Raw genomic sequence first — 24,551 nt, forward strand, 5'->3', positions numbered from 1 at the left:
GCGACGTGATGCGGTGCTGCGCAGCCGGAATGGCTCCGCACCGCAACCCGCCGCTACCGCCCCAAATACAGCAACCCAAAACCGCTGGAGCGAACTCAAAACTGGATAAAACTTGGGGGCAAGGTCAATGGGGATTTGCAATCATGCCTGTTCAGTCGAGCAACCTTTCAAAATGTGTGAAGTCGAGGCAGACGATCTTTTTCGCTTCGATCCTGAAGCATATAAAGCTTTGCAAAAACTAGGCGTCACTCGCGAAGAGATCTCAATTCAAGATATTAGCGAGGTAGGTCGCCGCGCAGCTCTGCTTGCCAAAATAACTGAGCAATACGGCGACGGCAAAAACGAATTTTTATATAAGTATGCGATGTCGATGCGCTTAGATGAGCCGCTATTGATTTCTAAAATCGACCCATACCACTCACTTCACGTTGAGTGCCAAAAGAAATTTAAGAATAAAATCAAAGAATACCCTTAATCTAGAAATTATATCATAAGCCATTAAATTAAAGCCGCTAATCAACCCCATTGAGAAGTCACAAACTGGTTCTCTCCGCAGCCATTACTTAAGTATAATTCAATATAAGCACCTAGAAATATTTTACGACATTTAGAAACTCAAGACGCGTGTGCCCCCCCTTAGAGTATCCGCCCTCACCTTTCTCAATAATACTCAATCACCGTATCGCTCAGCACGACCCGCACCACCCGGTAGAGATAAAAGAACCCGGCGATCCCAAAGGTGATGAGGATCAGGATGCCCCAGATGATCACGTGGCCGATCGAGGAGATCAGGTCGAAATTGCAGCGCAGCTTGCCGATCGGGCGGCCCTGCTGGTCGAGCACTTCGGTACGGTTCAGCACCGCCCGGTTGAGGTAATAGGGAAAGACCAGCAGCGCGAGGCCGAAGGTTATGAGCGTCAGAACGACCCAGACGATGACATGGCCGATCGACTGGCCGATCGAAAATTCGCAGCGCAACCGCGCCGCCCGCGACCCGGTCTGAGCCGCCGCAATACCTGGTTCATTCCGTCCTGTCCCCCGACACGATGATGCCTGCCTGCGGGCACAGTGACAGAAGATGACAGAGTGTCAATTGCGGCAGGTTTTCCGAGGTTGGGGAAATCGGTCTCGGCAGAAGGTGGATAATTTCGCGCGTGCGGCGCTTAACCATCGCGGCTTCCACCCCGGTTGCTTTAGGCACCCTTGCGCCCAACCTCTCGGCCGTCATCCTCGGGCTTGCCCCGAGGATCCATGCGCGGTCCCCGCAGGTGACTTCAAAGGGCCTATCTCCGCTCGCTTGGTTTTGGATCCTCGGGTCAAGCCCGAGGATGACGGCAGGCGGTGGTGGCAATCCATAACCGTGGACGCTGCCGCTCCTTCCGGTAAGCAAAACCAACGGCTTGCACGAAATTCCTTCCCCTTTCATCCCCACCCTCCAAACCCATGCCTACAATCACCCCGTTCCGTCACGGATACACCGGCAGGCGTGCCGGCGAGGCGGGATCTGCGCTGGGGGTGGAGGGACGACGTGAACCGTCACCACCGGGGTCCGCGGAAAATGGCCTCCCTCCGGCGACACGGGGGAAGCGGCAAGGTTTTCGGACCGGCCTGCCGCTTCTGATGCCCGAATGGCGCGTCGGATGTGCCTGTGCGGCACACATGGTGGCCTCAAGGATGGTTTCGCCGGGCTTTAAGTCCGCTCGTGAAAGCGGGAAGCCCGGCGGCGGCAAAGCGAAGTGTTGGCGGTAAGTCGTTCCGTCCGTGTTTCGTGGCGCCAGACGAACACCATCCGACAAGGCGACGGCAGAGGGACCGGAGTCGCGGATAAAAACTGCCGAACGGGACGCTGAGAGGTGTCACTTACTAACTAACTTACGAGGCAGCTTTCTGCGCCCCGTCCGTACAATCACTCGTCCTCCTCGGGCGAACGAAGTGAGACCCGAGGATCGCCAAGGGGGAAGCATGTCCCGTGAAAAGCAGCCGATCGATACCCATCTCGCCGCGCGTACCGCCGAGGCGATGGCCTTGCCGCTGATGGTCTGCCGCCACCGCGATTGCCGGCGTGGCCAGCGCTGCCGCTGGCATTTCAAATCGACCGGCGAACCCGGCTGCCTGCGTAATCTCGATGCCGGTCAGCGGGCGATATTCGACCGCCTCTACGAGGACGCACGTTTCGCCAGGGAGTTTCTCGGCTGGGAAGGCCCGTTTTTCGAGGACCAAAGCGGACCGCAGCGGATGCGCGACGATCTGGCGATCGCGATCGCCCGTAATGTGTCGAACCGCTACCTGGCGCAGCGATGGGATGCCACAAGGCGCGCAAGGGAGAAGCGGATGGCGATCGCCGATCGGCTGGCCGGCGCGGAGGATTGAGGCGATGCGGCGGCCGTCTCCACCAAACCTGCGGCCAGCGCCCTGCCCTTGCCGCCTCGGCTATCCCCGCTTGCGGAAGGACGGCACGCGGCGGATGCCGGAGAGGACTTCCACTTCGCCGGCACTTTTCGGCTTGCCGAGCAGAAAGCCCTGCAGCTGCTCGATACCGTCCTCGATCACCATGCGATGCTGGCCAAAGGTTTCGATGCCTTCGGCGACGACCGGCAGGTCGAGGCTTTTGCCCAGCCCGATGATCGCCTTGACGATGGCGCGGGCGCTGTCGTCCTCCTCCATCTGCCAGATGAAGCTGCGGTCGATCTTGATCTTGTCGAAGGGAAAAGTCTGCAGGTTGCTGAGCGACGAGTATCCGGTGCCGAAATCGTCGATGACGATCATCACGCCGAGGTTGCGCAACTTTTTCAGCATGGCAAGCACGGTCTCGCGGTTTTCAATCAACGAGGTTTCGGTGATTTCCAGCTCCAGCCGGTGCGGCTCCAGACCGCTGTCGGTCAGCGCCGCCGCGACCGTGTCGACCAGATCGGGGAACCGGAACTGCACCGCCGAGACATTGACCGCCACCGCCAGTCCGTCATCCCAGGAGGCTGCGGTGCGGCAGGCCTCGCGCAGCGCCCATTCGCCGAGCGTGACGATGATTCCGGTTTCTTCGGCGACCGGAATGAAGGTTGCCGGCGAGACTTGGCCGAGGTCCGGATGCTTCCAGCGCATCAGCGCCTCGTATCCGGTGCAGGTCCCGTTCGAGGCGTCGAACAGCGGCTGGAAGACCAGCGACAGCTGGTCGCGCAGGGCCGCGTGGCGCAACTCGCTTTCCAGCAGGCGGCGCTGGCGCAGGTCCGCATCCATGTCGGCCGAGTAGAAGGCGGCGGTACCGCGGCCGTTGAATTTGGCATTGTAGAGCGCCATGTCGGCGGCGTTGCGCAGCTCGTCGGCGGTGCGGCCGTCCTCGGGGAAGATCGAAACGCCGATCGAGACACCGACCGCCTTGGGGTCGAAATTGACGTTCATCTCCTGCCGGAACGTATCGAGGATCCGGTCGGCCAGGAGGTAGGCCGCGGTCGGCTGGTCGAGACCGGGCTGGAGGATGATGAATTCGTCGCCGCCGATACGGGCCGGCGTATCGGTCACCCCGGCGCAGCGGCGCAATATGTCGGCGACCTTGACCAGAACCCGGTCGCCCTCGGCATGGCCGAACACATCGTTGACGGCCTTGAAGCGGTCGAGATCGAGCGCCAGAACCGCCAGCCGCTCATCGGCACTGCCCGCGACATCGATCGCGGTCTCGAGCTTCTCGTTGAACAGCGAACGGTTCGGCAGATCGGTCAGCGCATCATGGCGGGCCATATGCTCGACCCTGAGTTCGGCGATGCGCTTTTCGGTGAGGTCGCGGACGGCCAAGACCTGGCACTGGCGGCCGCGGTATTCGATCGTGTGGACAGCAACTTCGAGGAAGGCCTCCTTGCCGGGCTTCAACGGCCCCGCCTTCAATGGCGCCGCCTCGACCGCGCGGCTGCGCTCGACGTCGATCAGCGAGATCCCGTCGGCAGCCACCATCAGCGCGTCCGGCGAGCGACCGATGACATCGCGGTCTCTGAGGCCAAGCATGGCGGGGAACCGGGCATTGGCCTCGATAATGACACCCTCGCGGACGACGGCCAGCCCCTCAAGCGTCGCATTAGCGAACCCGCGCAAATCGGTGAGATAACGGTCGAGAAAGCTCGCGATCGTCCCGGCCAGCACGATCATGCCGACAACGACCGAGACCGCCCAAACCATCCAGATCCGGCCGATATCACCATCAAGAGACACTTCCGGCAGCGACGGATCCGGCACGAGCGTGGTGGCCGACATGGCGGAGAAATGCAGAAGGCAGATCGAAAGGACGCTTGCGCCGATGGCCGCCCAGAGGCCGCGGCGGTTCTTGCGGCGCATCGACATGCGGAAGGCGAATGTCAGCAGGCCAATCGACAGCACGGCGGCGACCGGGATGACGCCGATCTCGTAGCGGATGGTCGCAGCAGCCCGGATCGCCTCGGTGCCGATGAAATGCATCGCAGCGACCGTCAGCGTTGCAACGGTGCCGGCGATGACCTCGCTCTTGAGTGTGCCCTCTTCGACAATCCTGAGGCTCACCCAGAAACCGACGGCGGCGATCACGGCGGAGATGATCGTCAGCACCAGCTCGAATTCGATCGAAATCGTACCCTGATAGGCAAGCATCGCGACGAAATGGGTGGCCCAGACCGAAAGTCCGCCGGTGACGGCCGCGATGAGCAACCAGATTTTCCGGCGCTTCTCACTGCATTCGATCGCCCGTCGATGGATGAGGAAAAATGCCAGCATGCCGACGACACAAATGCCGGCCGCAAGAGCCACAAGGGCATGATCATGCTGGACCGCGACGCATTCCAGAACCTTGAACATCATACACTACCAGATTTCAGCGGTGATTGATTTCACCGTCTATAAGCTGGAACATTACGTGTACGCTATTTAAGAAATATCTAATACGAAGCAACGCAAGGATGTCGCATTCCGACACACGCACGCAAACCCATAAGATTCTGGGGGGGCTTATCCCGCGATTTTCTCCCGTTTGCGCTCGGCGTTGCCGTCAAGGTCAACAGCGGCGAAGGCTGCGGTGATGATTTCGGTTCCGGCACCGAGTTTTGTGGCCTCGGAGGAGAGGATCTGGCGAAAACGCCGGGCACCGGCATACCCCTGGAAAAGACCGACCATGTGGCGAGTGACGTGATGCAGCCTGCCGCCCGAGGCGATGACCTCTTCGGCATAGGCGATCATCGCATCGCGCAGAGCCATCCAATCGGCTTCGGTGGTGACGACCGCCGCTGGGTCCAAACCTTCCAGCATGGCGTCAACGCCCGTCAGAAGACCGGCATTCTGATAGGCGGCGCGGCCGAGCATGACACCGTCCATCACCGCGAGGTGACTTTTCGCCTGATCGAGATCGGAAATACCACCATTGATGCCGAGAAACACATTTGGATTCTCACGCTTCATACGGTGTACGAGATCATAATCGAGAGGTGGTATCTCGCGGTTTTCCTTCGGGCTCAATCCCTGAAGCCAGGCTTTGCGGGCATGGATCCAGATTGCGTCCGCCCCTGCCCCGACCATACGAGCCAGAAAATCCGGCAAGACATCGGCCGGCTCCTGATCATCGACGCCGATGCGGCATTTGACCGTGACCGGCACGGAAGAGACTTTCTTCATCGCAGTGACGAGATCTGCGACATGGCCGGCTTCACGCATCAGGCAGGCACCGAACGTACCAGACTGAACGCGGTCCGACGGGCAGCCGACATTCAGCCCGATTTCGTCATATCCATAATCAGCGGCAATCCGGATCGCTTCGGAGAGTTTTCCGGCATCGGAACCGCCAAGCTGCAAGGCCACCGGATGTTCCTGAGGCGAAAAAGAGAGAAGACGTTCGCGCGGCCCATGAATAATCGCATCGGCCACGACCATCTCGGTGTAAAGCAGCGCCTTGCCTGACAATTGCCGGTGCAGATAACGGCAATGACGGTCCGTCCAGTCGATCATCGGGGCTACCGCGAAGATCTTTTCGCCGGTTTTCAGCGCTTTTTCGTAAAAACTCACGTCATCTGCTCCGCGTGGCTGGGCACACACTATGCCACGTCCTTTGGCCTCGGGGATAAACCCGAACGCAAGGCCAGTCCTATTTCGGAAACTGCCCTCGCCTTGAGGCCGCCGGACGGAATGGCGCTGCTATACAGGCGATCGAGCGGAAATGAAAGGCTCGGCCCAAACGCATCGAGCAGGCTGGAACCGGATTACGTCCTGACCGTTGATCAGGCATATTCACGCCAAACGAGGAATTCTCATGGCCCGCGATCTCTCCGCCGATATCGACCGTCTGACCAGCCAGCTGGCAGACTTGCGTAGCGCATTGGCAAGACAGGCCAGCGCTTCGGCCGAAGATGCATCCGGCTATCTCGCGCCGCGTGCACGCCAAGTGGCCAGACAGTTTCGCCATGGCGGTCATGACCTGACGGAGGTGGTACGCCGCAATCCCGGCACAACGACCAGCGCCATTATCGGTGCGTTGGCACTGACCGCGGCGTTTGCGTTTCTGTTGTCTAAGGCCGGTTCGGACCGGAACTAGATTTATTCTAAGGCAAGCGCCTGCAGGCGTTTGCCGATCTCTGAGGTAGAGGCCTATCCCCTCAATGCACCGAGGTTTCTTCCTCGCCTTCTTCCAGAAAGCTTTTCAGGCCGTCGCGTTCGGCGGTGGCGAGAAACTCTTCCCAGGCGTCCTTGTCGGTCGCAAAACCGTCTTCCCAGGTGGTGACGACTTCGGTCTGGCTGATGACTTCCAGCGTCCAGTCCTCGTTGGTTCCGGCATTGCGGAAAATATCGACGAGCACCGTGATGTCTTCGTCCTCGAATTCACCGGAGAATTCGGAATGCTCGAGCACAGGCTCCTTGGATGGCTTCGACTTTTCGGGTTTCGGCTGCTTGGACATGGATGCGGAACCTTTATCTTGCTTTGGCAATAGTCATTGGCTGGATTTTTCAGTCAAGGCAAGCAGGCTTTCTTGCGGTCATCAGCAACCACTGCGCAGCGATCGACACTCGGGTCGGCAAAGCGCCGGCGCCATACCCGCCGGAGTATCCAAATAGAAGACGAAAAATTCGACATCAGCCGTACCCGCCGGTCCAAAACGGGCTAGGATTGTTTGGAAAATTGTTGGACAAAGCCTTCCAGCATTTACCGATTTCGAGGATATCCCATGCGCGCTACCGTGATCCCTGCCCCAGAACCCGTGCTGCTCGATGTTGTCGGTGTTCTCGAACAGTTTCCGGTGCGCCGGGTCTACTGTGTCGGCCGCAACTATGCCGACCATGCGATCGAGATGGGGCACGATCCTTCGCGCGAGGCACCGTTCTTTTTCCAGAAGAATGCCGACAATGCCTATAACGGCGAAAGCTTTCCCTATCCGCCGCTTTCTTCCAACGTGCATTTCGAGGTGGAGCTGGTGATGGCGCTTTCGGGCGGCGGTAGCGACATTCCGGCCGAAGAAGCGCTGTCAAAGGTCTATGGCTATGGCGTCGGCATCGATTTTACCCGCCGCGATCTACAGGACCAGATGAAGAAGGCAGGCCGTTCCTGGGAAGTGGCCAAGGCATTCGAAAAGTCGGCGCCGGTTTCGGCACTCGTACCGGCCTCGAAGATCGGTCATCCGCAGGAAGGCGCGATCTGGCTCGAGGTCAACGGCGCGCGCAAGCAGGACGGCAATCTGAACCAGATGATCTGGAAACTGCCGGAAATCATCGCAGAACTCTCCAAGCAGTTCGAGCTGGCACCGGGCGACATCATCATGACCGGAACCCCGGCCGGTGTCGGCGCGATCGTCAAGGGCGACAAGGTGACCTGTGGCGTAACCGGTGTCGGCGAACTGTCGCTGACGATCGTCTGATCATTTTCATGGGCAATTCCGGACATAAAGCCGATTTACGCCTTTGCCGGAATTGCGTCCTTCGGGGAGTGACCTGATGCCGATCTATGCTCTCGGAGATTTTGCTCCGAAACTCCCTGCTGCCTACCGCTACTGGGTGGCGCCGGATGCCAACGTGATCGGCAAGGTCGATCTTAGCGAGGATGTCGGCATCTGGTTCGGGGCGACACTGCGCGGAGACAACGAACCGATCACGATCGGCGCGCGCTCCAACATCCAGGAGGGCGTGATGGTGCATACCGATCCCGCCTTCCCCGTTTCGATCGGCTCGGACTGCACGATCGGGCATCACGCGATCATCCATGGCTGCACGATCGGTGACAATTCGCTTGTCGGCATGGGAGCCACCATCCTGAACGGGGCGAAGATCGGCAGGAATTGCCTTGTCGGGGCCAATGCGCTGGTGACCGAGGGCAAGGAATTTCCCGACAATTCGCTGATCGTCGGCTCGCCCGCCAAAGCGATCCGCGTGCTGGATGACGAAGCGGCGGCGAAGCTGACACTTTCCGCCGCTCGTTATGTGGAAAACTGGAAGCGGTTTTCGCGCGACCTCAGAGAAATCAGTCCGTGATCAGGCGGCGCATTTCTCGCAGAGGCCGCGGATTTCGATCGTCGTCTTGGACGGCTTAAAACCCTTGGATTTCGCCCAGTCACCGAGATTGTGATCGACCTTGTGGTCGTGGAACTCCAGCACCTGATTGCAGCTTTCGCAGATGGCGAAGGCGACCGTGCCATGGCCGTGACCATGGGCGCCGCCGCAGCATTCATGCTCGCGATGGGCACAGGCGACGAAGGCGTTGAGGCTTTCCAGCCGGTGGACCATGCCGAATTCGGTGAGCTTGTCGAGCGCGCGGTAGACCTGCAGCGGCGCGCGAAAACCGTGGTCGCGCAGCTTGTCGAGGATCGTGTAGGCGCTCATCGGGCCTTCGGATTTTTCCAGCACATCGAAGACGAGCGTCTGGTTCTTGGTCAGGGCCGGATTGACGATCGGTGCGTTCATCCTCGCACTCCCTTATTGGCTGCGCGTTCGGCAGGTTTTCTGCCAAATGCCGGAATCAGGCTAATGATGAAAAGTAGGAGTGCCGCGACCACGATGGAAGGGCCGGATGGCGTGTCATAGGTGAGCGAGCCGAAAAGGCCGCCGATGACCGCCAATGCGCCGATCAGCGAGGCGAAGACGGCCATCCATTCCGGGCTCATCGAGAACCGGCGAGCGGTGGCGGCCGGGATAATCAGGAGCGCGGTGATCAGCATGATGCCGACGATCTTCATGGCAATCGCAATGACGAGCGCCATCAGCAGCATGAAGAAAAGCTTTGTCCGCGCCGGGTTCATGCCTTCAGCCTCCGCGACGTCCTCGCTGACGGTGGAGGCGATGAGCGGGCGCCAGAGCCAGGCGATGGCGGCAACCACGATGGCCCCACCACCCCAGATGAGGGCGATATCGGCGGGCGTGACGGCAAGGATATCACCGAAGAGGAAGGCGATGAGATCGATCCTGACCCAGGTCATGAAGGCGACGAGGACGAGGCCGATCGCCAGAGCGGAATGGGAGAGAATGCCAAGCAGCGCATCGGCCGAGAGCGACTGGCGCCGCTGCAAAAGCAGCAGCATGACGGAGACGAGGACGGCCACGCCAAAGACGGCGATCAGCAGGTTCACCTCGAAGAACAGCGACAGGGCGACGCCGAGCAGCGCCGAATGGGCCATGGTATCGCCGAAATAGGCCATGCGCCGCCAGACGACGAAACAGCCGAGCGGGCCGGCAGTCAAGGCCACGCCGATGCCGGCAATAAGCGCGCGGGTGAAGAAATCGTCAAGCATGGCGGCTGCCCTCGCCTTCATGGCCGGCATGATGATGGGCGTGGTCGCCGTGGTGGTGGTGATCGTGGTCGCCATGCGCATGATCGTGATCATGCCCATGACCATGACCATGATGATGGCCGTCGTCCTTGTGGCAATGATCGGTGATCGAACCGTCCGCATGGCGCACGCGGCCATCGGGAAGATGGGTGTGGTCGTGCTGGTGGTTATAGACCGCCAGCGCGCGGGCATTGCCGCCGAAGAGTTTTGCGTAGTCGGAACTCTGGCTGACCACTTCCGGCGTGCCGCGACAGCAGACGTGGCCGTTGAGGCAGATCACCGTATCGGTGCCGGCCATGACCATGTGGAGGTCGTGCGAAATCATCAGTATGCCGCAGCCGGTGGCATTGCGGATGGTGCGGATAAGATCGTAAAGAGCCGCCTCGCCGGCAAAATCGACGCCCTGGACAGGTTCGTCGAGCACCATCAGATCGGGCTTACGGGCAATGGCGCGGGCAAGCAGCGCGCGCTGGAACTCGCCGCCGGACAGGTGGCGGACCTCGGAGCCAGCAAGATGCGGGATGCCGGTGGCTTCCAGTGCCGAGAGGATGTCCGCCTCTTTCAACGGCCCCGTCAACGTCATCAGCCGGCGAACGGTGAGCGGCATGGTCCAGTCGATCGCCAGTTTCTGCGGGACATAAGCGATGCGCAAATCGCGCTTGCGGGACACGGAACCTTCGTCGGCCTTCAAAACGCCGATCGCCATCTTGGCCGTGGTCGACTTGCCGGCGCCGTTCGGGCCGATGAGGGTGACGACCTCGCCGCGGGAAATCGAAAAGTCGACGCCGCGAACCAGCCAGCGGCCATCGCGGCGGATACCGGCATTTTCGAGCGAGACCAGAGTTTTTGCGGGTTTTTCCCGTTTTTTCTGGGCAGAGGATGCCCGGCTGCTCATCAGCATGATCGGCGAATTTTCCTGTTGTCACCCGTCATGCCACACGTTATAGCATAACGCAATTGATGTAATAACATTACGGCAGCAAACAAGGAAGCCTGCTCATGAAATTCGCCGCCGCCCTCCTTCTCTCCTCGGCCGCCATGATTGCCGCGCCGAGCGCCAATGCCGCAGCCCCCGATGTGGTCGTGTCGATCAAGCCGATCCACTCGCTGGTGGCAGCGATCATGAAGGGAGTCGGTGAGCCGAAGCTGATCGTCGATGGCGCGGCGTCCCCGCATACATTCACGATGAAACCTTCCAATGCCCGCACGCTGGAAGGCGCCGACATGGTGTTCTGGGTCGGCCATGGCATGGAAGCCTTTCTGGAGAAGCCACTCGAGGCGCTCGCTTCCAAGGCGACGGTGGTGACGCTGGAAGATGCGCCCGGGCTGGAAAAGCTGCCCTTCCGCGAGGGCGGCGCCTTCGAGGCCCATGATCATGGAGAGCATGGTCATGGAGACCATGATCACGGGCACGACCATGCGCATGAGGCAGGCCATGACCACAAGCATGGCGAAGGCGAGCAGCATGCCGATCACGACGACCATGAAGGCCACGGTCATGAAGGGCATGACCATGGTGCCTTCGATACGCATCTGTGGCTCGATCCGTCGAATGCCAAGGCGATTGCCGCCGAGATCGAAAAGCAGCTGGTGCAGGCGGATGCGGAACATGCCGCGACCTATCAGAAAAACGCGGCCGAGCTGATCAGGCAGATCGACGCCATGGATACCGAGATCAAGGACACCCTGTCACCGGTGAAGGACAAGCCGTTCATCGTCTTCCACGATGCCTACCAGTATTTCGAAAAGCACTATGGGGTGAAGGTTGCAGGCTCGATCACGGTCAGCCCGGAAACCATGCCGGGCGCTGAACGGGTGAAACAGATCCACGACAAGGTGACGCAGCTTGGCGCCACCTGCGTGTTTGCCGAACCGCAGTTCGAGCCGAAACTGGTGAAGGTGGTAACGGAAGGCACGCCGGCGAAATCGGCGACGCTCGATCCGGAAGCAGCGACGCTTTCGGCCGGACCGGATCTCTATTTCCAGCTGATGCGGGGCCTTGCGACCTCGATGAAGACCTGCCTGTCGCAGTGATGCAATGGCCGGGAACGAGTTCCCCTCACGACCGGCCTTCAGGCAGACGACCGGCGGGTGCCTAACGACACACCCGCCGGTCTCATTTTTTCGCTCTGTCTCTCAGTTTTCAAGCAACTGCGGCCGCAGAGCCGGTTTTCACGCCTGCCGGGACAGCTCTTAGCGGGCAGCGATGATGCTGGAAATGACGCCGGTGGCGATGCCGATCATCAGGTAGTCGTTATCGACCTTAACCCACTTGTAGCCGCGCGGCGGTGCCGACAGGCGGTAGCGGCGGTAATCGCGGATATCGGCCATGCGGCGACGCTCGGCAGCCGACATGCGGTGCCCCTTCGACCAGCGATGCTTGTGGATCACCACCTTCTTGTCGACATGGACGCGCTTGTCGACGCGCTTATCCACCCGCTTATCGACATGCCTTTCGACATGGCGGCTGCGGTCGGGGCCACCGCGCCAATCCTGAGCCTGGGCTGCAGTGGCGATCGGGCCGGCCAGAACGGTGGCGGCGACCAGTGCGACAATGAACTTCTTCATGGCTAATTCCTCGCGTTGAACACGCCTAAGAATTAGGCTTCAAGCGATGAATGCCATATGAATGCAAGATTAAATATGCGTAATGAAATTATGGACTTGTTGTAACGCTTTCACGGCTGAATTTAACGATTTCGCAAGCCCTTCGCCGAATCAGCCGAGAATCGCTTCGTAGGCAAAACGGCTGAAATCGGCGGTTTTTGCCCTGCCCGACGTATCGAAGGCGAACATGCCGGCAAAGGCGCCGGTGAAGGATCCGTGTTCGCCGCGTCCGCCCTCGTCGGAGATGACGCTGGCATCGAGAGCCGGGCCGATCTCCTGCCAATCATTGCTGCCTGAGGGCCGCCAGAAGAATTGCAGGTCGTTGTCGCGGATTTCCATGGCGAGTTCCACCGGGCCATCCGGGATGGAGACACCGCTGCCGACCGGAAACTGCATGCGGCCATGCGGAAAATCGCCGGGGCAGGAGAAGATCGTCACGACGCGGCCGAGTTTTTCGTGCAGGGTGACGACGAGGGCGTGGAATTTGTGGCGGTTGTAATAGTGGGTCAGGCCGCAGACCTGCTGATAGGTCTCCGGATCGAAGGTCTCGACCGTGGTTTCCGCGCGAAACCTGTGATGCTCCTGGCGGCGGGCGACGAGGGACTGTTCGAACCATGAGCCGATGCTTTCTCGGCCGATCAAACGCAAATGGCCGGGATTTTCCGTGAGGCTGAAGATGCGGTCCGGCTCGGGCGTGCGCAGCCACTGAAAATCGATCGGCAGCGCCTCTCCGTTGAAGGCGTAATCGATGCGGGCCGGCTTTGCGACGGGCTCGGCATCGGTCGGGGCCGGCACATCGACATCCGGGACCACGCCGCCCTGGGCGAGATAGAGCCAGCCATCCTCCTGCCAGACGCATTTCTGCAGGCCGGTTTCGCGGCCGAGCGGCGATCGACGGTTCGGCGCCAAGGGACGGCTGCAGAGATGGGTGTGATAGACGTCACCATCCGGTGTCTCGACATATTGGCCGTGGCCGGAGCGCTGCAGAACGGCTTCGGGATTATCCTTGGATGTCAGGAGATGCGTGTTCGGGTGGAGTTCGTATTGGCCGTCGATGATGCGCGAGCGGGCCATTGTCACCGCATGGTCGTAACCGGTACCGCCTTCGGCAGTCGTCAGGTAATACCAGCCATTGCGCTTGAAGAGATGCGGCGCTTCGACGAGGCCGAGCGGGCTGCCGGGAAAGATGTTGGTGATCGGGCCTTTCAGCGCCTTCGCCTCGACATCCCATTCCTGCAGCAGGATGCCGTCGAAGGCCGGATGTTTCGGCGCGCCACCATAGCTTTCGGTGCGATGATTCCACTGCATGTTGACGAACCATTTGCGGCCATCGTCATCGTGGAACAGCGACGGATCGAAACCGGAGGAATTGGCATAGGCAGGATCGGACCATTCGCCTTCGATCGTCGGCGAGGTGACGATGTAGTTATGCGCATCCTTGAAATTGCCATCGTAACGTTTGACGTCGGTATAGACTAGCCAGAACAGGCCGTCGGCGTAACTCAGGCATGGCGCCCAGACGCCGCAGCTATCGGGATTGCCGCGCATGTCGAGCTGGGATTTTCGCTCCAGAGGACGGCGGATGAGCGTCCAGTTGACGAGATCGCGGGAGTGGTGGATCTGGACGCCGGGATACCATTCGAAGGTGGAGGTGGCGATGTAATAATCCTCGCCGACACGGCAGATGGACGGATCGGCGTTGAAGCCCAGCAGGATCGGGTTGCGGATCATGATTGTGTCTCCTCCCACATTCATTGCTTTACGGTCGCGGTATGCAAGCTGCGTCTTCCGAGCTTGCGGCCAGTCCCCCTCTGGCCTGCCGGCCATCTCCCCCACAAGGGGGAGAAGACTCGTCGCACCCGCCTGCCTCAATTGGCCCATGAGGAGCGACAGCGAAGCGGCTTGGTTAAGCCCTCCCCCTTGTGGGGAGGGTTGGGAGGGGTCTTGATGCCCCTCCGTGAGCCTTACGAAAAGATCAGCAGCACAGAATTATTTATTCCGTGCCGGCCCCTGACGCTCGGCCGATGCTGCCCAGATATTGATGTCGGCTTCCTTGGCGAAACTATCGATTTCGGCCAGCTCTTCCTTCGTGAAATCGCGTTTTTCGAGAGCCTTGACGCAGTCCTCGACCTGTTCGGGGCGGCTGGCGCCGATGAGGGCTGTGGTGACGCGGTTGCCGCGCAGGACCCAGGCGAGCGCCATCTGCGCCAAAGTCTGGCCGCGGCGTTCTGCGATTGCGTTGAGGCCTTTCAGGTTCTCGATGTTCTTGTCATTCAAGAACGCCGGGCGCAGTGACTTACCCTGAGCGGCGCGGCTGTCTTCCGGGATGCCGCCGAGATATTTCGAGGTCAGCATGCCCTGCGCCAGCGGCGAGAAGACGATCGAGCCGACGCCGAGATCTTCCAGCGTATCAAGCAGGCCATCCTCCTCGACCCAGCGATTGATCATCGAATAGCTCGGCTGATGAATGAGGACCGGCGTGCCCATTGCCTTCAAGATTTCGACAGCCTCGCGGGTGCGTTTGGAATTGTAGGACGAGAGACCGACGTAAAGCGCCCTGCCCGAGCGAACGATGTGATCCAGCGCGCCGCAGGTTTCTTCGAGCGGCGTATCCGGGTCGAAACGGTGCGAATAGAAGATATCGACGTAATCGAGGCCCATGCGCTTCAAACTCTGGTCGCAGGAGGCGATCAGATATTTGCGGCTGCCCCATTCGCCATAAGGACCGGGCCACATGTTGTAGCCGGCTTTCGACGAGATGATCAGTTCGTCGCGCAGGCTGGAAAATTCTTCGCGCAGGATCTGGCCGAAAGCGAGTTCGGCACTGCCGGGCTTCGGGCCATAGTTGTTGGCGAGATCGAAATGGGTGATGCCGAGATCGAAGGCCTTCTTGCAGATATCGACCTTGCGCTGATGCGGGGTGTCATCACCGAAATTATGCCAGAGGCCGAGCGAGATTGCCGGCAGCTTGAGGCCGGATTTGCCGCAGCGATTATAGTTCATGCTTTCGTAGCGGTTTTCCGCCGGGAGCCAAGCCATACTAAAAGTCCTCCAAATGAAACCGGCGCCGGACCTCATTTCCGGCGCCGGTTGCTGTTTTAACTGGTCAGGCGAGAAGCGCCAGTGCCTCGTCTATGCCAAGTGCCGCAGGTTTGGTGCAGGTCGTGGTCGTGGCGACGAAATTGCCTTCGGCACCGGATTTCAGGATCGAGGTCATGACATCGACACCGTGCAGCGCGCGATCGATCGAGCAACGGATATCGCGGCCTTCGATCAACGCCACCGCCATATCGGCCAGCCCCGCCGTGCGGTAATTGGCGCGCGGGCCGTTCGGATGTTCCTGATTGGCTTTGCTGAAGGGATGGTCCCAATCCTTCAAGGGCTTGATGTCCTTGTCGCGACCGCTCGCCTCGACCACACCGCCGAAGAAGTTCGGGTCGGGCACGTAGAGCGAGCCTTCCGTGCCGTAGAGTTCCATATTGGCGTGGCGATGAGACCAGACGTCCCAACTGGCCGAGAGCGTGATCGTTGCGCCTTCGGAAAACTCCAGCAGCGCATGGATGTTGGTTGGGGTTTCGACTGGGATAATCGTGCCGTTCAACGGTTCGCTGGTGACTGTACGGGTCTTGTTTGCCATCGAGGTCAAGGCCGCGACGCGCTTAACCGGGCCGAGGAAGTTGATGAGGTTGGCGATGTAATAGGGACCGAGATCGAGGATCGGGCCGCCGCCATTCAGGAAGAAGAAGCCCGGATTGGGGTGCCACATTTCCATGCCGGGGCTCATGACGTGGCAGGTGCCGGACGTGATGCGCCCTACCCCGCCGCCATCGATATAGGCTCTCGCCAACTGGTGCGCGCCGCCGAGAAAGGTGTCGGGCGCGCAGCCGACGGCCAGACCCTTCGACTTTGCCAGCGCCTGCAACTGCTTGCCCTCTTCCAGCGTCACCGTCAGCGGCTTTTCGGAATAGACGTGTTTGCCGGCTTCGAGGATCGCCTTCGAAACGGGGAAATGCGCATCCGGGATGGTCAGATTGACGATCACGTCGATTTCGTCATTGGCGAGAAGCTCTTCGACCGTTTGCGCCTTTACGCCATATTCTTTGGCTTTCGCCTCGGCAGCGGCCGGGTTCAGGTCGGCGCAGGCGAGAACCCTGATGCCCTTGAACAGCGGTGACAGCGAAAAGTAGGTGGTGGAAATGTTGCCGCATCCGAGGATGCCGACGCCAAGTTCCTTGGTCATTGGGGAAACTCCGAATGATTATGTGAGATCAGTAGGTGTTGAAGGCGGCGATGGAACGGGAGGCAAGGCGTTCGATATCCTTGGGGTTATCGTGCTCCAGAACATAGTATTTTGCCGAGGTCTTCGCCTTCAAGGCGGCGATCAGATCCTTCCACGGAACGGTGCCGTGGCCTACATCCGCCCAGCCATCCTCATCGGTGTTTTCGCCGGCCGGTGCGATGTCCTTGACGTGGACCGCGGTTATTTTCCGGCCGTATTTCTCGATCCAGGCGAACGGATCGGCACCGCCGCGGATGACCCAGGCGATATCGGCTTCCCAGGTGAGATCCGGGCCGCCGGCAAAAATCTGCTCCTGCGGGGTGGAGCCATCCGGCAATGCCTTGAACTCGAAATCATGGTTATGCCAGCCGAATGTATAGCCGGCATCCTGATAACGCTTGCCCGCTTCGGCGAGGCGCTTGCCGAAAGCGAACCAGCCGCTCGCATCGGTCGGGCGCTGGTCGGCGACGAGATGCGGGCAATAGATTGCCTCCACACCGAGCGTCTTTGCGATCAGCAGCGCCTGTTCCGGTTCTTTTTCGAGAAGGTCGATGCCGAAATGGCCGGTCGGCATGGTGAGGCCGTTTGCGTCGAGTTCTGCACGCATGGCCTTGAGGCCCGCCTCGTCCAGTGTCGCGTAGAGCGCGCCATAGCCCTCGACATGCTTGTAGCCGTTCTTCGCCACGAGTTTCAGCACGTCGGAGAGCGGCGGGAAATTGCGGGCGCTATAAAGCTGGAAACCAAAGGTCGTCATGTCATCCTCCTTGAAATGAAATATCAGCCCGCGGACTGGCAGGATTGAAGATCGTAGATGCGGAAAACTGGCGGGGAGCCAGATGGACTTGCCGCCTCTGGGGGGCTTGCCGCCGGCACGCTCGGGGTAAAGCGAACCTTTCGGTTTTCGCCGGCGGCAAGATCGAAAGCGTTTTCGGAATAACGGCCGGGGGTCTCGCTCTCGATCATGACGAAAAGCGCAAGACCGGCGGACTGGACGAGAATGTCGAACGATCCGTCACCGGATGGAGACACGGACATTTCCAGGCTCGCGGGCAGAAGCTCGAGCGCCTTGTAGCTGTCCATCACGTGATGGCCCTCGCCGCCTGAACCGTTCGAGGCGGTGAAGCTCCAGGCAAGCAGGCTGTCGCTGGGGATCGTGTCTGCGGGAATGGTCAGGACCGTGACGGCAGCATCCGGTGAGCAGACGGCGTCGATGCTCTGCAGCGAGCGGCGTTCGCCCGTCAGGCTGAGGGTCGAGATTGTGAGCGTGACGGTGATGTCTTCGGGCGTATCGTTGACCAGAGAGAAGTGGATCTCCTTTCCGTCCTCAGATGGGATAGCGGCGACGGCGACCGGCTGGAAGAAGCGCTTGGCCATGTAGTGCAGCACCTTCCAGCCGCCGCCGTAATCGAGGCTTGCCCAGGAGGCGACGGGCCAGGTGTCGTTGAGCTGCCAATAAAGCGCGCCCATGCAATGGGGTTTGAGCGAGCGCCAGTAATCGACCGCCGTTTTGATCGCCACACCCTGCTGGACCTGGCTCAGATAGACGAAATTGGCAAAATCCTTCGGGAAACGGAAATTGCGGAACATGGTGGCGGCGATGCGCTCGTTGCCACCGACATTGCGCTGGTGATGCTCCATCACCGGCGAGGCGATGTTGAGATCCTTTTCCTCGGCGTAGGTGTGGATGACCGGCAGCGACGTATAGGACTGGAAGCCGAATTCGGAGCAGAAGCGCGGCTTGACATCGCGGTAGTGTTCGAACGGCTTGTTCTCGTGCCAAACGGACCAGAAATGCATGTCGCCGGAACCATCGGCATGCCAGGCATCGCCGTAATCGAGGTAACCCGAGGCGGGGCTCGACGGCCACCAGATCGCCTGCGGCACGGCCTTTTTCATTGCCCGCTCGATCGTGTGATTGAGGCGGTCGTAAGAGACGAGATAGCGGTCGCGATTATTGCGGGTTTCTTCGTACCAGAGAAGCGCGCCGACGAGTTCGTTATCGCCGCACCAGAGCACGATCGAGGGATGCGAGATCAGCCGCTTCGTCTGGTACTCGACCTCGTGCTCGACATTTTCGAGAAAATCCGGCGTCGAAGGATAGATGTTGCAGGCGAACTGAAAGTCCTGCCAGACCATCAGGCCGAGGCGGTCGCAAGTGTCGTAGAAATGCTCGTCCTCGTAGAACCCGCCGCCCCAGATGCGGATCATGTTCATGTTGGCATCGACGGCCGACTGCAGCAGGTCCTCCGTCTTTTCAGCGCTGCTGAGCGAGAAGAGCGCGTCGGCTGGGATCCAGTTGGCGCCGCGGCAGAAGATTTCGCGACCATTGATGCGGAAGGCGAAACGGCTGCCGGCCTCGTCCTTGTCGGTCAAAAGTTCGACGGTGCGCAGGCCGATCTGGCGGGTAATCGTCTCGCTCGGCGTGTCGACGATCAATGAATAGAGCGCCTGTTCGCCGCTGCCGGCCGGCCACCAGAGGTTCGGGGTCTCGACATGGAAGACGTGGGTGATGCTGTTTTCGCCGGGGCGCATGCCGCAATCGAGGCGAAGGCGTTCTTCACCGAATTGCAGATGTATGGGGATGACGCCCTGTGTGTCGGCATGGAGGGAGACCGTGACATGCAGGTCGACCGTGCCGTCATCATGGTGTCTCTGTTCGGTGACGACGTGCTCGATACGGGCGATATCCAGGCGCTTCAGGGAAATTTCGCCGTAGAGGCCGAGCGGGGCGACCGCGAGGTTCCAGTCCCAGCCGAAATGGCATTGCGGCTTGCGCAGCATGTTGCCATCGGGGATCGGGCAGTTTTTTGAGAACGGCAGATAGAAAGGCTGTTTTGCCTGCCGCTCTGCCCCTGCCTTGATGTTGGAATGAAACAGGATGCGGACGGTGTTTTCGCCGGGTTTCAGGGCTTGAGATACATCCGGGCGGTAGCGGCGGAAGCAGTTGTCGGCGGAGAGGACGGGCACATCGTTGACGAAGACGATCGCCACGGTATCGAGATAGGTGATGTCGAGATACCAGGAGCCATCGGGGTCATCGATGACGAAAGTCTTTTCGATCTGCCAGTCCTGATGAGCGACCCACTGAACGTCGTTTTCGTTGCGGCCGATATAGGGGTCCGGGATGATGCCGGCGGTTTTCAGCGCCGTGTGGATGTCGCCGGGGATGGATATGCTGGTGGCGCGAGGGCTGTCGGGGGATGTGAGGTGCCATTGGCCGGAGAGTGGGATGATGCTGGTCATTGCGATACTCCGCCAGCGTCTCTTGTGCGGAGAGATCCCCCCCTCTGCCCTGCCGGGCATCTCCCCCACAAGGGGGGAGATCCGCTAGGTGCGCGTTCCCCAATTCCAATCAAACCTGAAGTGTAGTCTCTCGCTTTCTTGAGAGCGAACGTCGTGCAGCATGTGATCTCCCCCCTTGTGGAGGAGATGGCCGGCAGGCCAGAGGGGGGTATCGCTGCCACCGCGCTCATCAGATCCGCTCCTCCGTCCCCGCATCGAAGAGCGAGGCCATGGTCATGTCGAAGCCGAGGCGGACCTTGGCGCCGACCTTGTAACGGCGGGCGCCGCCGATGCGGACCGAGATCGTGTGGCCGGCGAGTTTCAGCCAGATCAGGTTGTCGGCGCCCATTGGTTCCTCGATATCGACGATCGCGTCATGCGCCTCCTCGCCGGAGAGATCGCCGTCGACCTTGATATGTTCGGGGCGAACGCCGAGCACGACCTTGCGGCCGGGGGTGAGCGGTTCGGTTGCTTCGTAGCCGGCAAGCGAGAAACTGGTGCCGTTGGTTTTGAACACCGGGCGACCGCCCTCCTCCGCCAGTTCGCCAGTCAGAAAATTCATCGAGGGCGAGCCGATGAAGCCGGCAACAAACTTGTTCTTCGGGCGATTGTAGATGGTGATCGGGTCGTCCAGCTGCTGGATGACACCGCTCTTCATGATGGCGATCCGGTCCGCCAGCGTCAGGGCCTCGATCTGGTCGTGTGTGACGTAGATCATCGTGTTCTTCAGCGACTGGTGCAGGCGCTTGATCTCGACGCGCAATTCCGAGCGCAGTTTCGCATCGAGGTTGGAGAGCGGTTCATCGAAGAGGAACACATCGACGTCGCGGACGAGTGCACGACCGATCGCAACACGCTGGCGCTGGCCGCCAGAGAGCGCTGCGGGCTTGCGCTGCAGCAGCGGCTCGATCTGCAGGATGCCGGCGGCGCGGGCGATGCGCTTTGCGATCTCGTCCTTGGGCATGCCGGCGACCTTGAGGCCGAAGGAGAGGTTCTTTTCGACCGTCATCTGCGGGTAGAGCGCATAGGACTGGAAGACCATGCCGATGCCGCGGTCCTTGGGCTCTTCCCAGGTGACGTTGCGGTCCTTGATGAAGATCTGGCCGTCGGTCGGCTCGAGCAGGCCGGCGATGCAATTGAGCAAAGTCGACTTGCCGCAGCCGGAGGAGCCGAGCAGGACGAGGAATTCGCCATCCTTGATGTCGAGATCGAGGTTCTGAAGAACGGTCACTGCGCCGAAGGACAGGGACAGGTCACGGATGGAAACGGAATTGGAGAGGTCGGTCATCAAGGCTTACCCCTTAACTGCGCCGGCGGCGATGCCGCGAACGAACAGCCGGCCGGAAACGAAATAGACGATGAGCGGAACGGCGCCGGTGAGCAGCGTCGCTGCCATGTTGACGTTGTATTCCTTCACCCCCTGGACGGAGTTGACGATGTTGTTGAGCTGGACGGTCATCGGATAGGTATCCGGCCGGGTGAAGACGACACCGAAGAGAAAATCGTTCCAGATGCCGGTGACCTGGATGATGATCGCGACGACGAAGATCGGCAGCGACATGGGCAGCATGATGCGGCCGTAGATCTGCCAGAAGCCCGCACCATCGATGCGCGCCGCCTTGAACAGTTCCTCCGGCAGGCCGGCGAAATAGTTGCGGAAGAGCAGCGTCAGGATCGGCATGCCGAAGATCGTGTGGACGATGACGAGGCCGGTGAGCGAACCGTAGATGCCGATTTCGCGCAGGATGATGACGAGCGGATAGATCATCACCTGATAAGGAATGAAGGCCCCGATGATGAGCACGGAGAAGAACAGTTCCGAACCCTTGAAGCGCCAGTTGGCGAGCGCATAACCGCTGACGGAAGCGACCGCGATCGAGACGATGACCGAGGGCACGAGGATGCGCACCGAGTTCCAGAAGCCGCGGGAAAGGCCGTCGCAATTGAGGCCCGTGCAGGCCTCGGCCCAGGCCTTTACCCAGGGCTCGAAGGTGATTTCCATCGGCGGCGAAAAGATATTGCCGAGGCGGACTTCCGGCATGCCCTTCAATGACGTGACGACCATCACGTAGAGTGGCAGGAGGTAATAGAGCGCTGCCAGACCGAGAATGCCGTAGATCATGACATTGCGACCGGAGAGAACCTTCTTCGGCTTCTTTCCGCGCGGTCCCGCGGCAATTTCGGTTCTGACGGCGTCTATCGCGGCGCCGGTCGCGTTGAGAGTGGAGACGTTAGCCACGCTTCTTCCCTCCGAATTCGAGATAGGCCCAGGGGATGATGATGATGGCGACGGTGAGAAGCATCATGGTGGAGGCGGCAAAGCCCTGCCCCAGGTTCTGCGCCTGGAACATGTAGTCGTAGACGTATTTCGCCGGGACTTCCGAGGCATTGCCGGGGCCGCCGGATGTCTGCGCCACGACCAGATCGTAAAGCTTGACGATGCCGCTACCGATAAGGACGAGCGTGGTGATGAAGACCGGGCGCATCATCGGGATGACGACGAAGATATAGGTACGCCACATGGGGATGCCGTCGACGCGCGCCGCCTTCCAAATATCCTCGTCGATGCCGCGCAGGCCGGCGAGCATCAGGCACATGACCAGCCCTGTCCCCTGCCAGAGACCTGCAATCAGGATGCCGTAGATGACGATATCGGGATTGTAGAGCGGGTCGAAGGTGAAGCTTGTCCAGCCGAGCGAACGGACGATCCCCTGCACGCCGAATTCCGGATTGAGGATCCACTGCCAGACAAGGCCGGTGACAATGAAGGACAGGGCGAAGGGATAGAGGAAGATGGTGCGGAAGGCGCTTTCGAAGCGGATCTTCTGGTCCATCAGCGCTGCCAGCACGAAGCCGACCACAAGCGAGAAGATCAGCGACAGGATGCCGTAGACCAAGAGGTTCTGGATCGAGATGATCCAGCGAGACGAGGCCCAGAGGCGCTCATACTGGTCAAAACCGACAAAGCTCGCCCGCGGCAGAAGCCTTGAATTGGTGAAGGAGTAGATCACCGTCCAGATCGTGCCGCCGAAGAAGACGACAGCGGCAACCAATATCATGGGGGTGAGCGCAATCTTGGAATTGAGATTGCGGAAGAGTTGGTTAGGCCTGCCGGACGATTTCGGCAGCGGTCTGGATGGGGTAGCTGACGGCACGGTACGGGACATAGTTCCTCCTCGATCGGCACACACAAGGCGTAGCCTTTCCTTCCGACCCCGCCCTTCTTGCGAAAAGGGCGAGGCCAGTGCGGTTCAGGATCGTGATGGAGTGATCAGTCCGCCGAGCCGATGATGGAGGCGAAGCGTTCCTGCGCCTGTTCCGGCGTGATCGACGCATTGGCGAAGAATTCGGACATCAGGTCTTCCTTCTGCTTCTGCGTATCGGCCGAAACAAGCTGGTCGGTACTGGTTGCCGTGCTGCCCTTCGAGATGATCTCGATACCCTTCTTCATGCAGTCGTTTGCAGCGGCAAGATCTACGTCACCGCGGATCGGTACGGAGCCCTTCTTCAGGTTGAATGCGACCTGTACCTTGGGATCAACGATAGTTTCCGCCAGCACTTCCTGCGCTTTGGACTTCGCTTCGTCCTTCAGAACGGGGAAGTATATGGCGTCGCCGCCGGTGGTCAGGGTCTTGTTGAGACCGAGGCCCGGAAGGCAGGTATAGTCCTTGCCGGCGACCTGTCCGGCCTGCTGGAATTCGCCCTGCGCCCAGTCACCCATGATCTGGCCGCCGGCCTTGCCGGTGATGACCAGATTGGTGGCCTGGTTCCAGTCCTGCACGTTGGAGCCCCTGGCAAGCTTGCGGGCATCGTCTGCAGCCGCAAAGATCTTTGCCATCTCAGGACCGGCCGCAGCCTCCTCGTCCTTGTCCTTGTAGACCTTGTTGTAAAGCTCGGTGCCGCCGAGCGCGATCACCAGCGTGTCGAACAGGCCGTTGACCTGGAAGGCGGAACCGCCAACGGCGAGTGGCTGAAGGCCGGCTTCGCGAAGCTTGGGACCGGCTGCGACGAACTCGTTCCAGTCCTTCGGCACGGGAACGCCGGCGGTCTTGAACGCCTCGTTCGACAGCCAGAGCCACTGCCATGAATGGATGTTGACTGGGGCGCAGTAGATCTTGCCCTCAAAGGTGCAGCTATCGAGCAGGCTTGCCGGCTTGATGATGTCCTTCCACTTGCCCTTTTCGGCGACGTCGTTGAGATCGCGCATCAGGCCGGACATGACCAGTTCCTCAGCCTGGCGTCCGTGGTTGAACTGGGTGGCGCCCATCGGGTCGCCGCCTGTGATGCGGCTGATCATGATCGGGCGCGCGGTGCTGCCGGAACCGGCGATCGCACCATCGACCCATTTATTGCCGGTTGCATCGAACGCGGTTGCCAGCTCCTTCACGGCAGCCGCCTCGCCTCCCGATGTCCACCAATGCGTGACTTCCAGATCGGCGGCCATAGCTGCGCAAGGCAGCGCCGCGGTGGCAGCCAGAACGGCTGCAAATGCACGGATACGCATGAGTCTCCTCCCTCACTGAAACGTTGCAGTAAAAAGTTAGGGCAAAGCCATATGAGTGGCAAGCCCACCCTTCCAAATTATTGCATGATTAAATGTTTGCACAACCTTTAAGGGCAATCAATCTGAGACA

At 60.2% G+C, this 24,551-nt stretch carries 23 protein-coding genes; 6 read left to right on the forward strand and 17 right to left on the reverse strand.

Features of this window, described 5'->3' with window-relative positions; genetic code table 11:
* Positions 1-172: 172 nt before the first annotated feature.
* Positions 173-475, forward strand: coding sequence for a hypothetical protein (locus JNB91_RS18960; protein WP_220327055.1), 303 nt, complete (start codon positions 173-175; stop codon positions 473-475).
* Positions 476-660: 185 nt separating this feature from the next.
* Here JNB91_RS18960 and JNB91_RS18965 read toward each other — a convergent pair whose 3' ends face one another.
* A complete protein-coding gene (locus tag JNB91_RS18965) occupies positions 661-978 on the reverse strand; it encodes a DUF6693 family protein (protein WP_220327056.1) in 318 nt (105 codons plus the stop codon).
* Between the two features lie 984 nt (positions 979-1,962).
* Here JNB91_RS18965 and JNB91_RS18970 point away from each other — a divergent pair.
* A complete protein-coding gene (locus JNB91_RS18970) occupies positions 1,963-2,370 on the forward strand; it encodes a hypothetical protein (RefSeq protein WP_220327057.1) in 408 nt (135 codons plus the stop codon).
* Between the two features lie 60 nt (positions 2,371-2,430).
* On the opposite strand, the gene JNB91_RS18975 is transcribed toward JNB91_RS18970, so the two are convergent.
* Positions 2,431-4,812, reverse strand: coding sequence for a bifunctional diguanylate cyclase/phosphodiesterase (locus JNB91_RS18975; protein ID WP_223218277.1), 2,382 nt, complete (start codon positions 4,810-4,812; stop codon positions 2,431-2,433).
* A 147-nt stretch (positions 4,813-4,959) separates the two neighbouring features.
* Positions 4,960-5,949 carry a tRNA dihydrouridine(20/20a) synthase DusA gene (gene dusA / locus JNB91_RS18980; protein ID WP_222857572.1) on the reverse strand — a complete coding sequence of 330 codons (990 nt, stop codon included), beginning with the start codon at positions 5,947-5,949 and terminating at the stop codon, positions 4,960-4,962.
* Between the two features lie 301 nt (positions 5,950-6,250).
* Between dusA and JNB91_RS18985 the strand changes: the two genes are divergently transcribed.
* Entirely contained in the window at positions 6,251-6,532 is a 282-nt protein-coding gene (locus JNB91_RS18985; RefSeq protein ID WP_220327059.1) for a hypothetical protein, read from the forward strand.
* 61 nt (positions 6,533-6,593) lie between these two features.
* Here the strand turns inward: JNB91_RS18985 and JNB91_RS18990 are convergent, their stop codons facing one another.
* On the reverse strand, positions 6,594-6,893 hold the full coding sequence (locus tag JNB91_RS18990; protein WP_220327060.1) for a hypothetical protein: 300 nt from the start codon (positions 6,891-6,893) through the stop codon (positions 6,594-6,596).
* A 267-nt stretch (positions 6,894-7,160) separates the two neighbouring features.
* Between JNB91_RS18990 and JNB91_RS18995 the strand changes: the two genes are divergently transcribed.
* Entirely contained in the window at positions 7,161-7,847 is a 687-nt protein-coding gene (locus JNB91_RS18995) for a fumarylacetoacetate hydrolase family protein (RefSeq protein WP_220327061.1), read from the forward strand.
* A 76-nt stretch (positions 7,848-7,923) separates the two neighbouring features.
* Positions 7,924-8,457: a gamma carbonic anhydrase family protein gene (locus JNB91_RS19000; protein ID WP_220327062.1), complete on the forward strand. Its 534-nt coding sequence runs from the start codon at positions 7,924-7,926 to the stop codon at positions 8,455-8,457.
* Here JNB91_RS19000 and JNB91_RS19005 read toward each other — a convergent pair whose 3' ends face one another.
* Genes JNB91_RS19005 through JNB91_RS19015 form a run of 3 tightly spaced genes read right to left on the reverse strand, consistent with a single transcriptional unit; the run spans position 8,458 to position 10,644 of the window.
* On the reverse strand, positions 8,458-8,874 hold the full coding sequence (locus JNB91_RS19005) for a Fur family transcriptional regulator (RefSeq protein ID WP_346269371.1): 417 nt from the start codon (positions 8,872-8,874) through the stop codon (positions 8,458-8,460).
* Between the two features lie 8 nt (positions 8,875-8,882).
* Entirely contained in the window at positions 8,883-9,710 is an 828-nt protein-coding gene (gene znuB / locus JNB91_RS19010; RefSeq protein ID WP_220327196.1) for a zinc ABC transporter permease subunit ZnuB, read from the reverse strand.
* Entirely contained in the window at positions 9,703-10,644 is a 942-nt protein-coding gene (locus JNB91_RS19015; RefSeq protein ID WP_223218285.1) for an ATP-binding cassette domain-containing protein, read from the reverse strand. Before JNB91_RS19015 ends, znuB begins: the two co-directional genes overlap by 8 nt.
* A gap of 104 nt (positions 10,645-10,748) precedes the next feature.
* On the opposite strand from JNB91_RS19015, the gene znuA reads away from it, so the two are divergent.
* Positions 10,749-11,783, forward strand: a complete 1,035-nt coding sequence (gene znuA, locus JNB91_RS19020) for a zinc ABC transporter substrate-binding protein ZnuA (protein ID WP_220327065.1) — start codon at positions 10,749-10,751, stop codon at positions 11,781-11,783.
* A gap of 159 nt (positions 11,784-11,942) precedes the next feature.
* Here znuA and JNB91_RS19025 read toward each other — a convergent pair whose 3' ends face one another.
* The 10 genes from JNB91_RS19025 to JNB91_RS19070 all read right to left on the reverse strand — a co-directional run bounded on the left by JNB91_RS19025 (position 11,943) and on the right by JNB91_RS19070 (position 24,421).
* Positions 11,943-12,317, reverse strand: a complete 375-nt coding sequence (locus JNB91_RS19025; RefSeq protein WP_220327066.1) for an RcnB family protein — start codon at positions 12,315-12,317, stop codon at positions 11,943-11,945.
* Positions 12,318-12,467: 150 nt separating this feature from the next.
* On the reverse strand, positions 12,468-14,087 hold the full coding sequence (locus JNB91_RS19030; RefSeq protein WP_220327067.1) for a glycoside hydrolase family 43 protein: 1,620 nt from the start codon (positions 14,085-14,087) through the stop codon (positions 12,468-12,470).
* 258 nt (positions 14,088-14,345) lie between these two features.
* Entirely contained in the window at positions 14,346-15,395 is a 1,050-nt protein-coding gene (mgrA, locus tag JNB91_RS19035; RefSeq protein ID WP_220327068.1) for an L-glyceraldehyde 3-phosphate reductase, read from the reverse strand.
* A gap of 67 nt (positions 15,396-15,462) precedes the next feature.
* Entirely contained in the window at positions 15,463-16,596 is a 1,134-nt protein-coding gene (locus tag JNB91_RS19040; protein WP_220327069.1) for a Gfo/Idh/MocA family protein, read from the reverse strand.
* 28 nt (positions 16,597-16,624) lie between these two features.
* Positions 16,625-17,389, reverse strand: coding sequence for a sugar phosphate isomerase/epimerase family protein (locus tag JNB91_RS19045; RefSeq protein WP_220327070.1), 765 nt, complete (start codon positions 17,387-17,389; stop codon positions 16,625-16,627).
* 23 nt (positions 17,390-17,412) lie between these two features.
* Positions 17,413-19,878, reverse strand: a complete 2,466-nt coding sequence (locus JNB91_RS19050; RefSeq protein WP_220327071.1) for a beta-mannosidase — start codon at positions 19,876-19,878, stop codon at positions 17,413-17,415.
* Between the two features lie 229 nt (positions 19,879-20,107).
* The gene (locus JNB91_RS19055; protein ID WP_220327072.1) at positions 20,108-21,205 is read right to left on the reverse strand and encodes an ABC transporter ATP-binding protein; all 1,098 of its coding nucleotides are present in this window, start codon (positions 21,203-21,205) and stop codon (positions 20,108-20,110) included.
* Between the two features lie 6 nt (positions 21,206-21,211).
* Positions 21,212-22,156, reverse strand: a complete 945-nt coding sequence (locus tag JNB91_RS19060; protein WP_220327073.1) for a carbohydrate ABC transporter permease — start codon at positions 22,154-22,156, stop codon at positions 21,212-21,214.
* The gene (locus tag JNB91_RS19065; RefSeq protein WP_220327074.1) at positions 22,149-23,084 is read right to left on the reverse strand and encodes a carbohydrate ABC transporter permease; all 936 of its coding nucleotides are present in this window, start codon (positions 23,082-23,084) and stop codon (positions 22,149-22,151) included. The genes JNB91_RS19060 and JNB91_RS19065 overlap by 8 nt, the downstream gene beginning before the upstream one ends.
* A 104-nt stretch (positions 23,085-23,188) precedes the next feature.
* On the reverse strand, positions 23,189-24,421 hold the full coding sequence (locus JNB91_RS19070) for an ABC transporter substrate-binding protein (RefSeq protein ID WP_220327075.1): 1,233 nt from the start codon (positions 24,419-24,421) through the stop codon (positions 23,189-23,191).
* Between the last annotated feature and the right edge of the window lie 130 nt (positions 24,422-24,551).

It is taken from the genome of Aliirhizobium wenxiniae (genome assembly GCF_019511445.1).
Taxonomy (GTDB): Bacteria; Pseudomonadota; Alphaproteobacteria; order Rhizobiales; family Rhizobiaceae; genus Neorhizobium; species Neorhizobium wenxiniae_A.

Bases quoted from the DNA above. Each gene is read 5' to 3' on its own strand.
- JNB91_RS19000 (WP_220327062.1), top strand. From the start codon at position 7,924: ATGCCGATCTATGCTCTCGGAGATTTTGCTCCGAAACTCCCTGCTGCC.
- JNB91_RS19040 (WP_220327069.1), bottom strand. From the start codon at position 16,596: ATGACCAAGGAACTTGGCGTCGGCATCCTCGGATGCGGCAACATTTCC.
- mgrA (WP_220327068.1), bottom strand. From the start codon at position 15,395: ATGGCTTGGCTCCCGGCGGAAAACCGCTACGAAAGCATGAACTATAAT.
- JNB91_RS19025 (WP_220327066.1), bottom strand. From the start codon at position 12,317: ATGAAGAAGTTCATTGTCGCACTGGTCGCCGCCACCGTTCTGGCCGGC.
- JNB91_RS18995 (WP_220327061.1), top strand. From the start codon at position 7,161: ATGCGCGCTACCGTGATCCCTGCCCCAGAACCCGTGCTGCTCGATGTT.
- JNB91_RS18960 (WP_220327055.1), top strand. From the start codon at position 173: ATGTGTGAAGTCGAGGCAGACGATCTTTTTCGCTTCGATCCTGAAGCA.
- JNB91_RS18985 (WP_220327059.1), top strand. From the start codon at position 6,251: ATGGCCCGCGATCTCTCCGCCGATATCGACCGTCTGACCAGCCAGCTG.
- dusA (WP_222857572.1), bottom strand. From the start codon at position 5,949: ATGATCGACTGGACGGACCGTCATTGCCGTTATCTGCACCGGCAATTG.
- JNB91_RS18970 (WP_220327057.1), top strand. From the start codon at position 1,963: ATGTCCCGTGAAAAGCAGCCGATCGATACCCATCTCGCCGCGCGTACC.
- JNB91_RS19015 (WP_223218285.1), bottom strand. From the start codon at position 10,644: ATGAGCAGCCGGGCATCCTCTGCCCAGAAAAAACGGGAAAAACCCGCA.
- JNB91_RS19055 (WP_220327072.1), bottom strand. From the start codon at position 21,205: ATGACCGACCTCTCCAATTCCGTTTCCATCCGTGACCTGTCCCTGTCC.
- JNB91_RS19065 (WP_220327074.1), bottom strand. From the start codon at position 23,084: ATGTCCCGTACCGTGCCGTCAGCTACCCCATCCAGACCGCTGCCGAAA.
- JNB91_RS19045 (WP_220327070.1), bottom strand. From the start codon at position 17,389: ATGACGACCTTTGGTTTCCAGCTTTATAGCGCCCGCAATTTCCCGCCG.
- JNB91_RS19030 (WP_220327067.1), bottom strand. From the start codon at position 14,087: ATGATCCGCAACCCGATCCTGCTGGGCTTCAACGCCGATCCGTCCATC.
- znuA (WP_220327065.1), top strand. From the start codon at position 10,749: ATGAAATTCGCCGCCGCCCTCCTTCTCTCCTCGGCCGCCATGATTGCC.
- JNB91_RS19070 (WP_220327075.1), bottom strand. From the start codon at position 24,421: ATGCGTATCCGTGCATTTGCAGCCGTTCTGGCTGCCACCGCGGCGCTG.
- JNB91_RS18975 (WP_223218277.1), bottom strand. From the start codon at position 4,812: ATGATGTTCAAGGTTCTGGAATGCGTCGCGGTCCAGCATGATCATGCC.
- JNB91_RS19050 (WP_220327071.1), bottom strand. From the start codon at position 19,878: ATGACCAGCATCATCCCACTCTCCGGCCAATGGCACCTCACATCCCCC.
- JNB91_RS18990 (WP_220327060.1), bottom strand. From the start codon at position 6,893: ATGTCCAAGCAGCCGAAACCCGAAAAGTCGAAGCCATCCAAGGAGCCT.
- znuB (WP_220327196.1), bottom strand. From the start codon at position 9,710: ATGCTTGACGATTTCTTCACCCGCGCGCTTATTGCCGGCATCGGCGTG.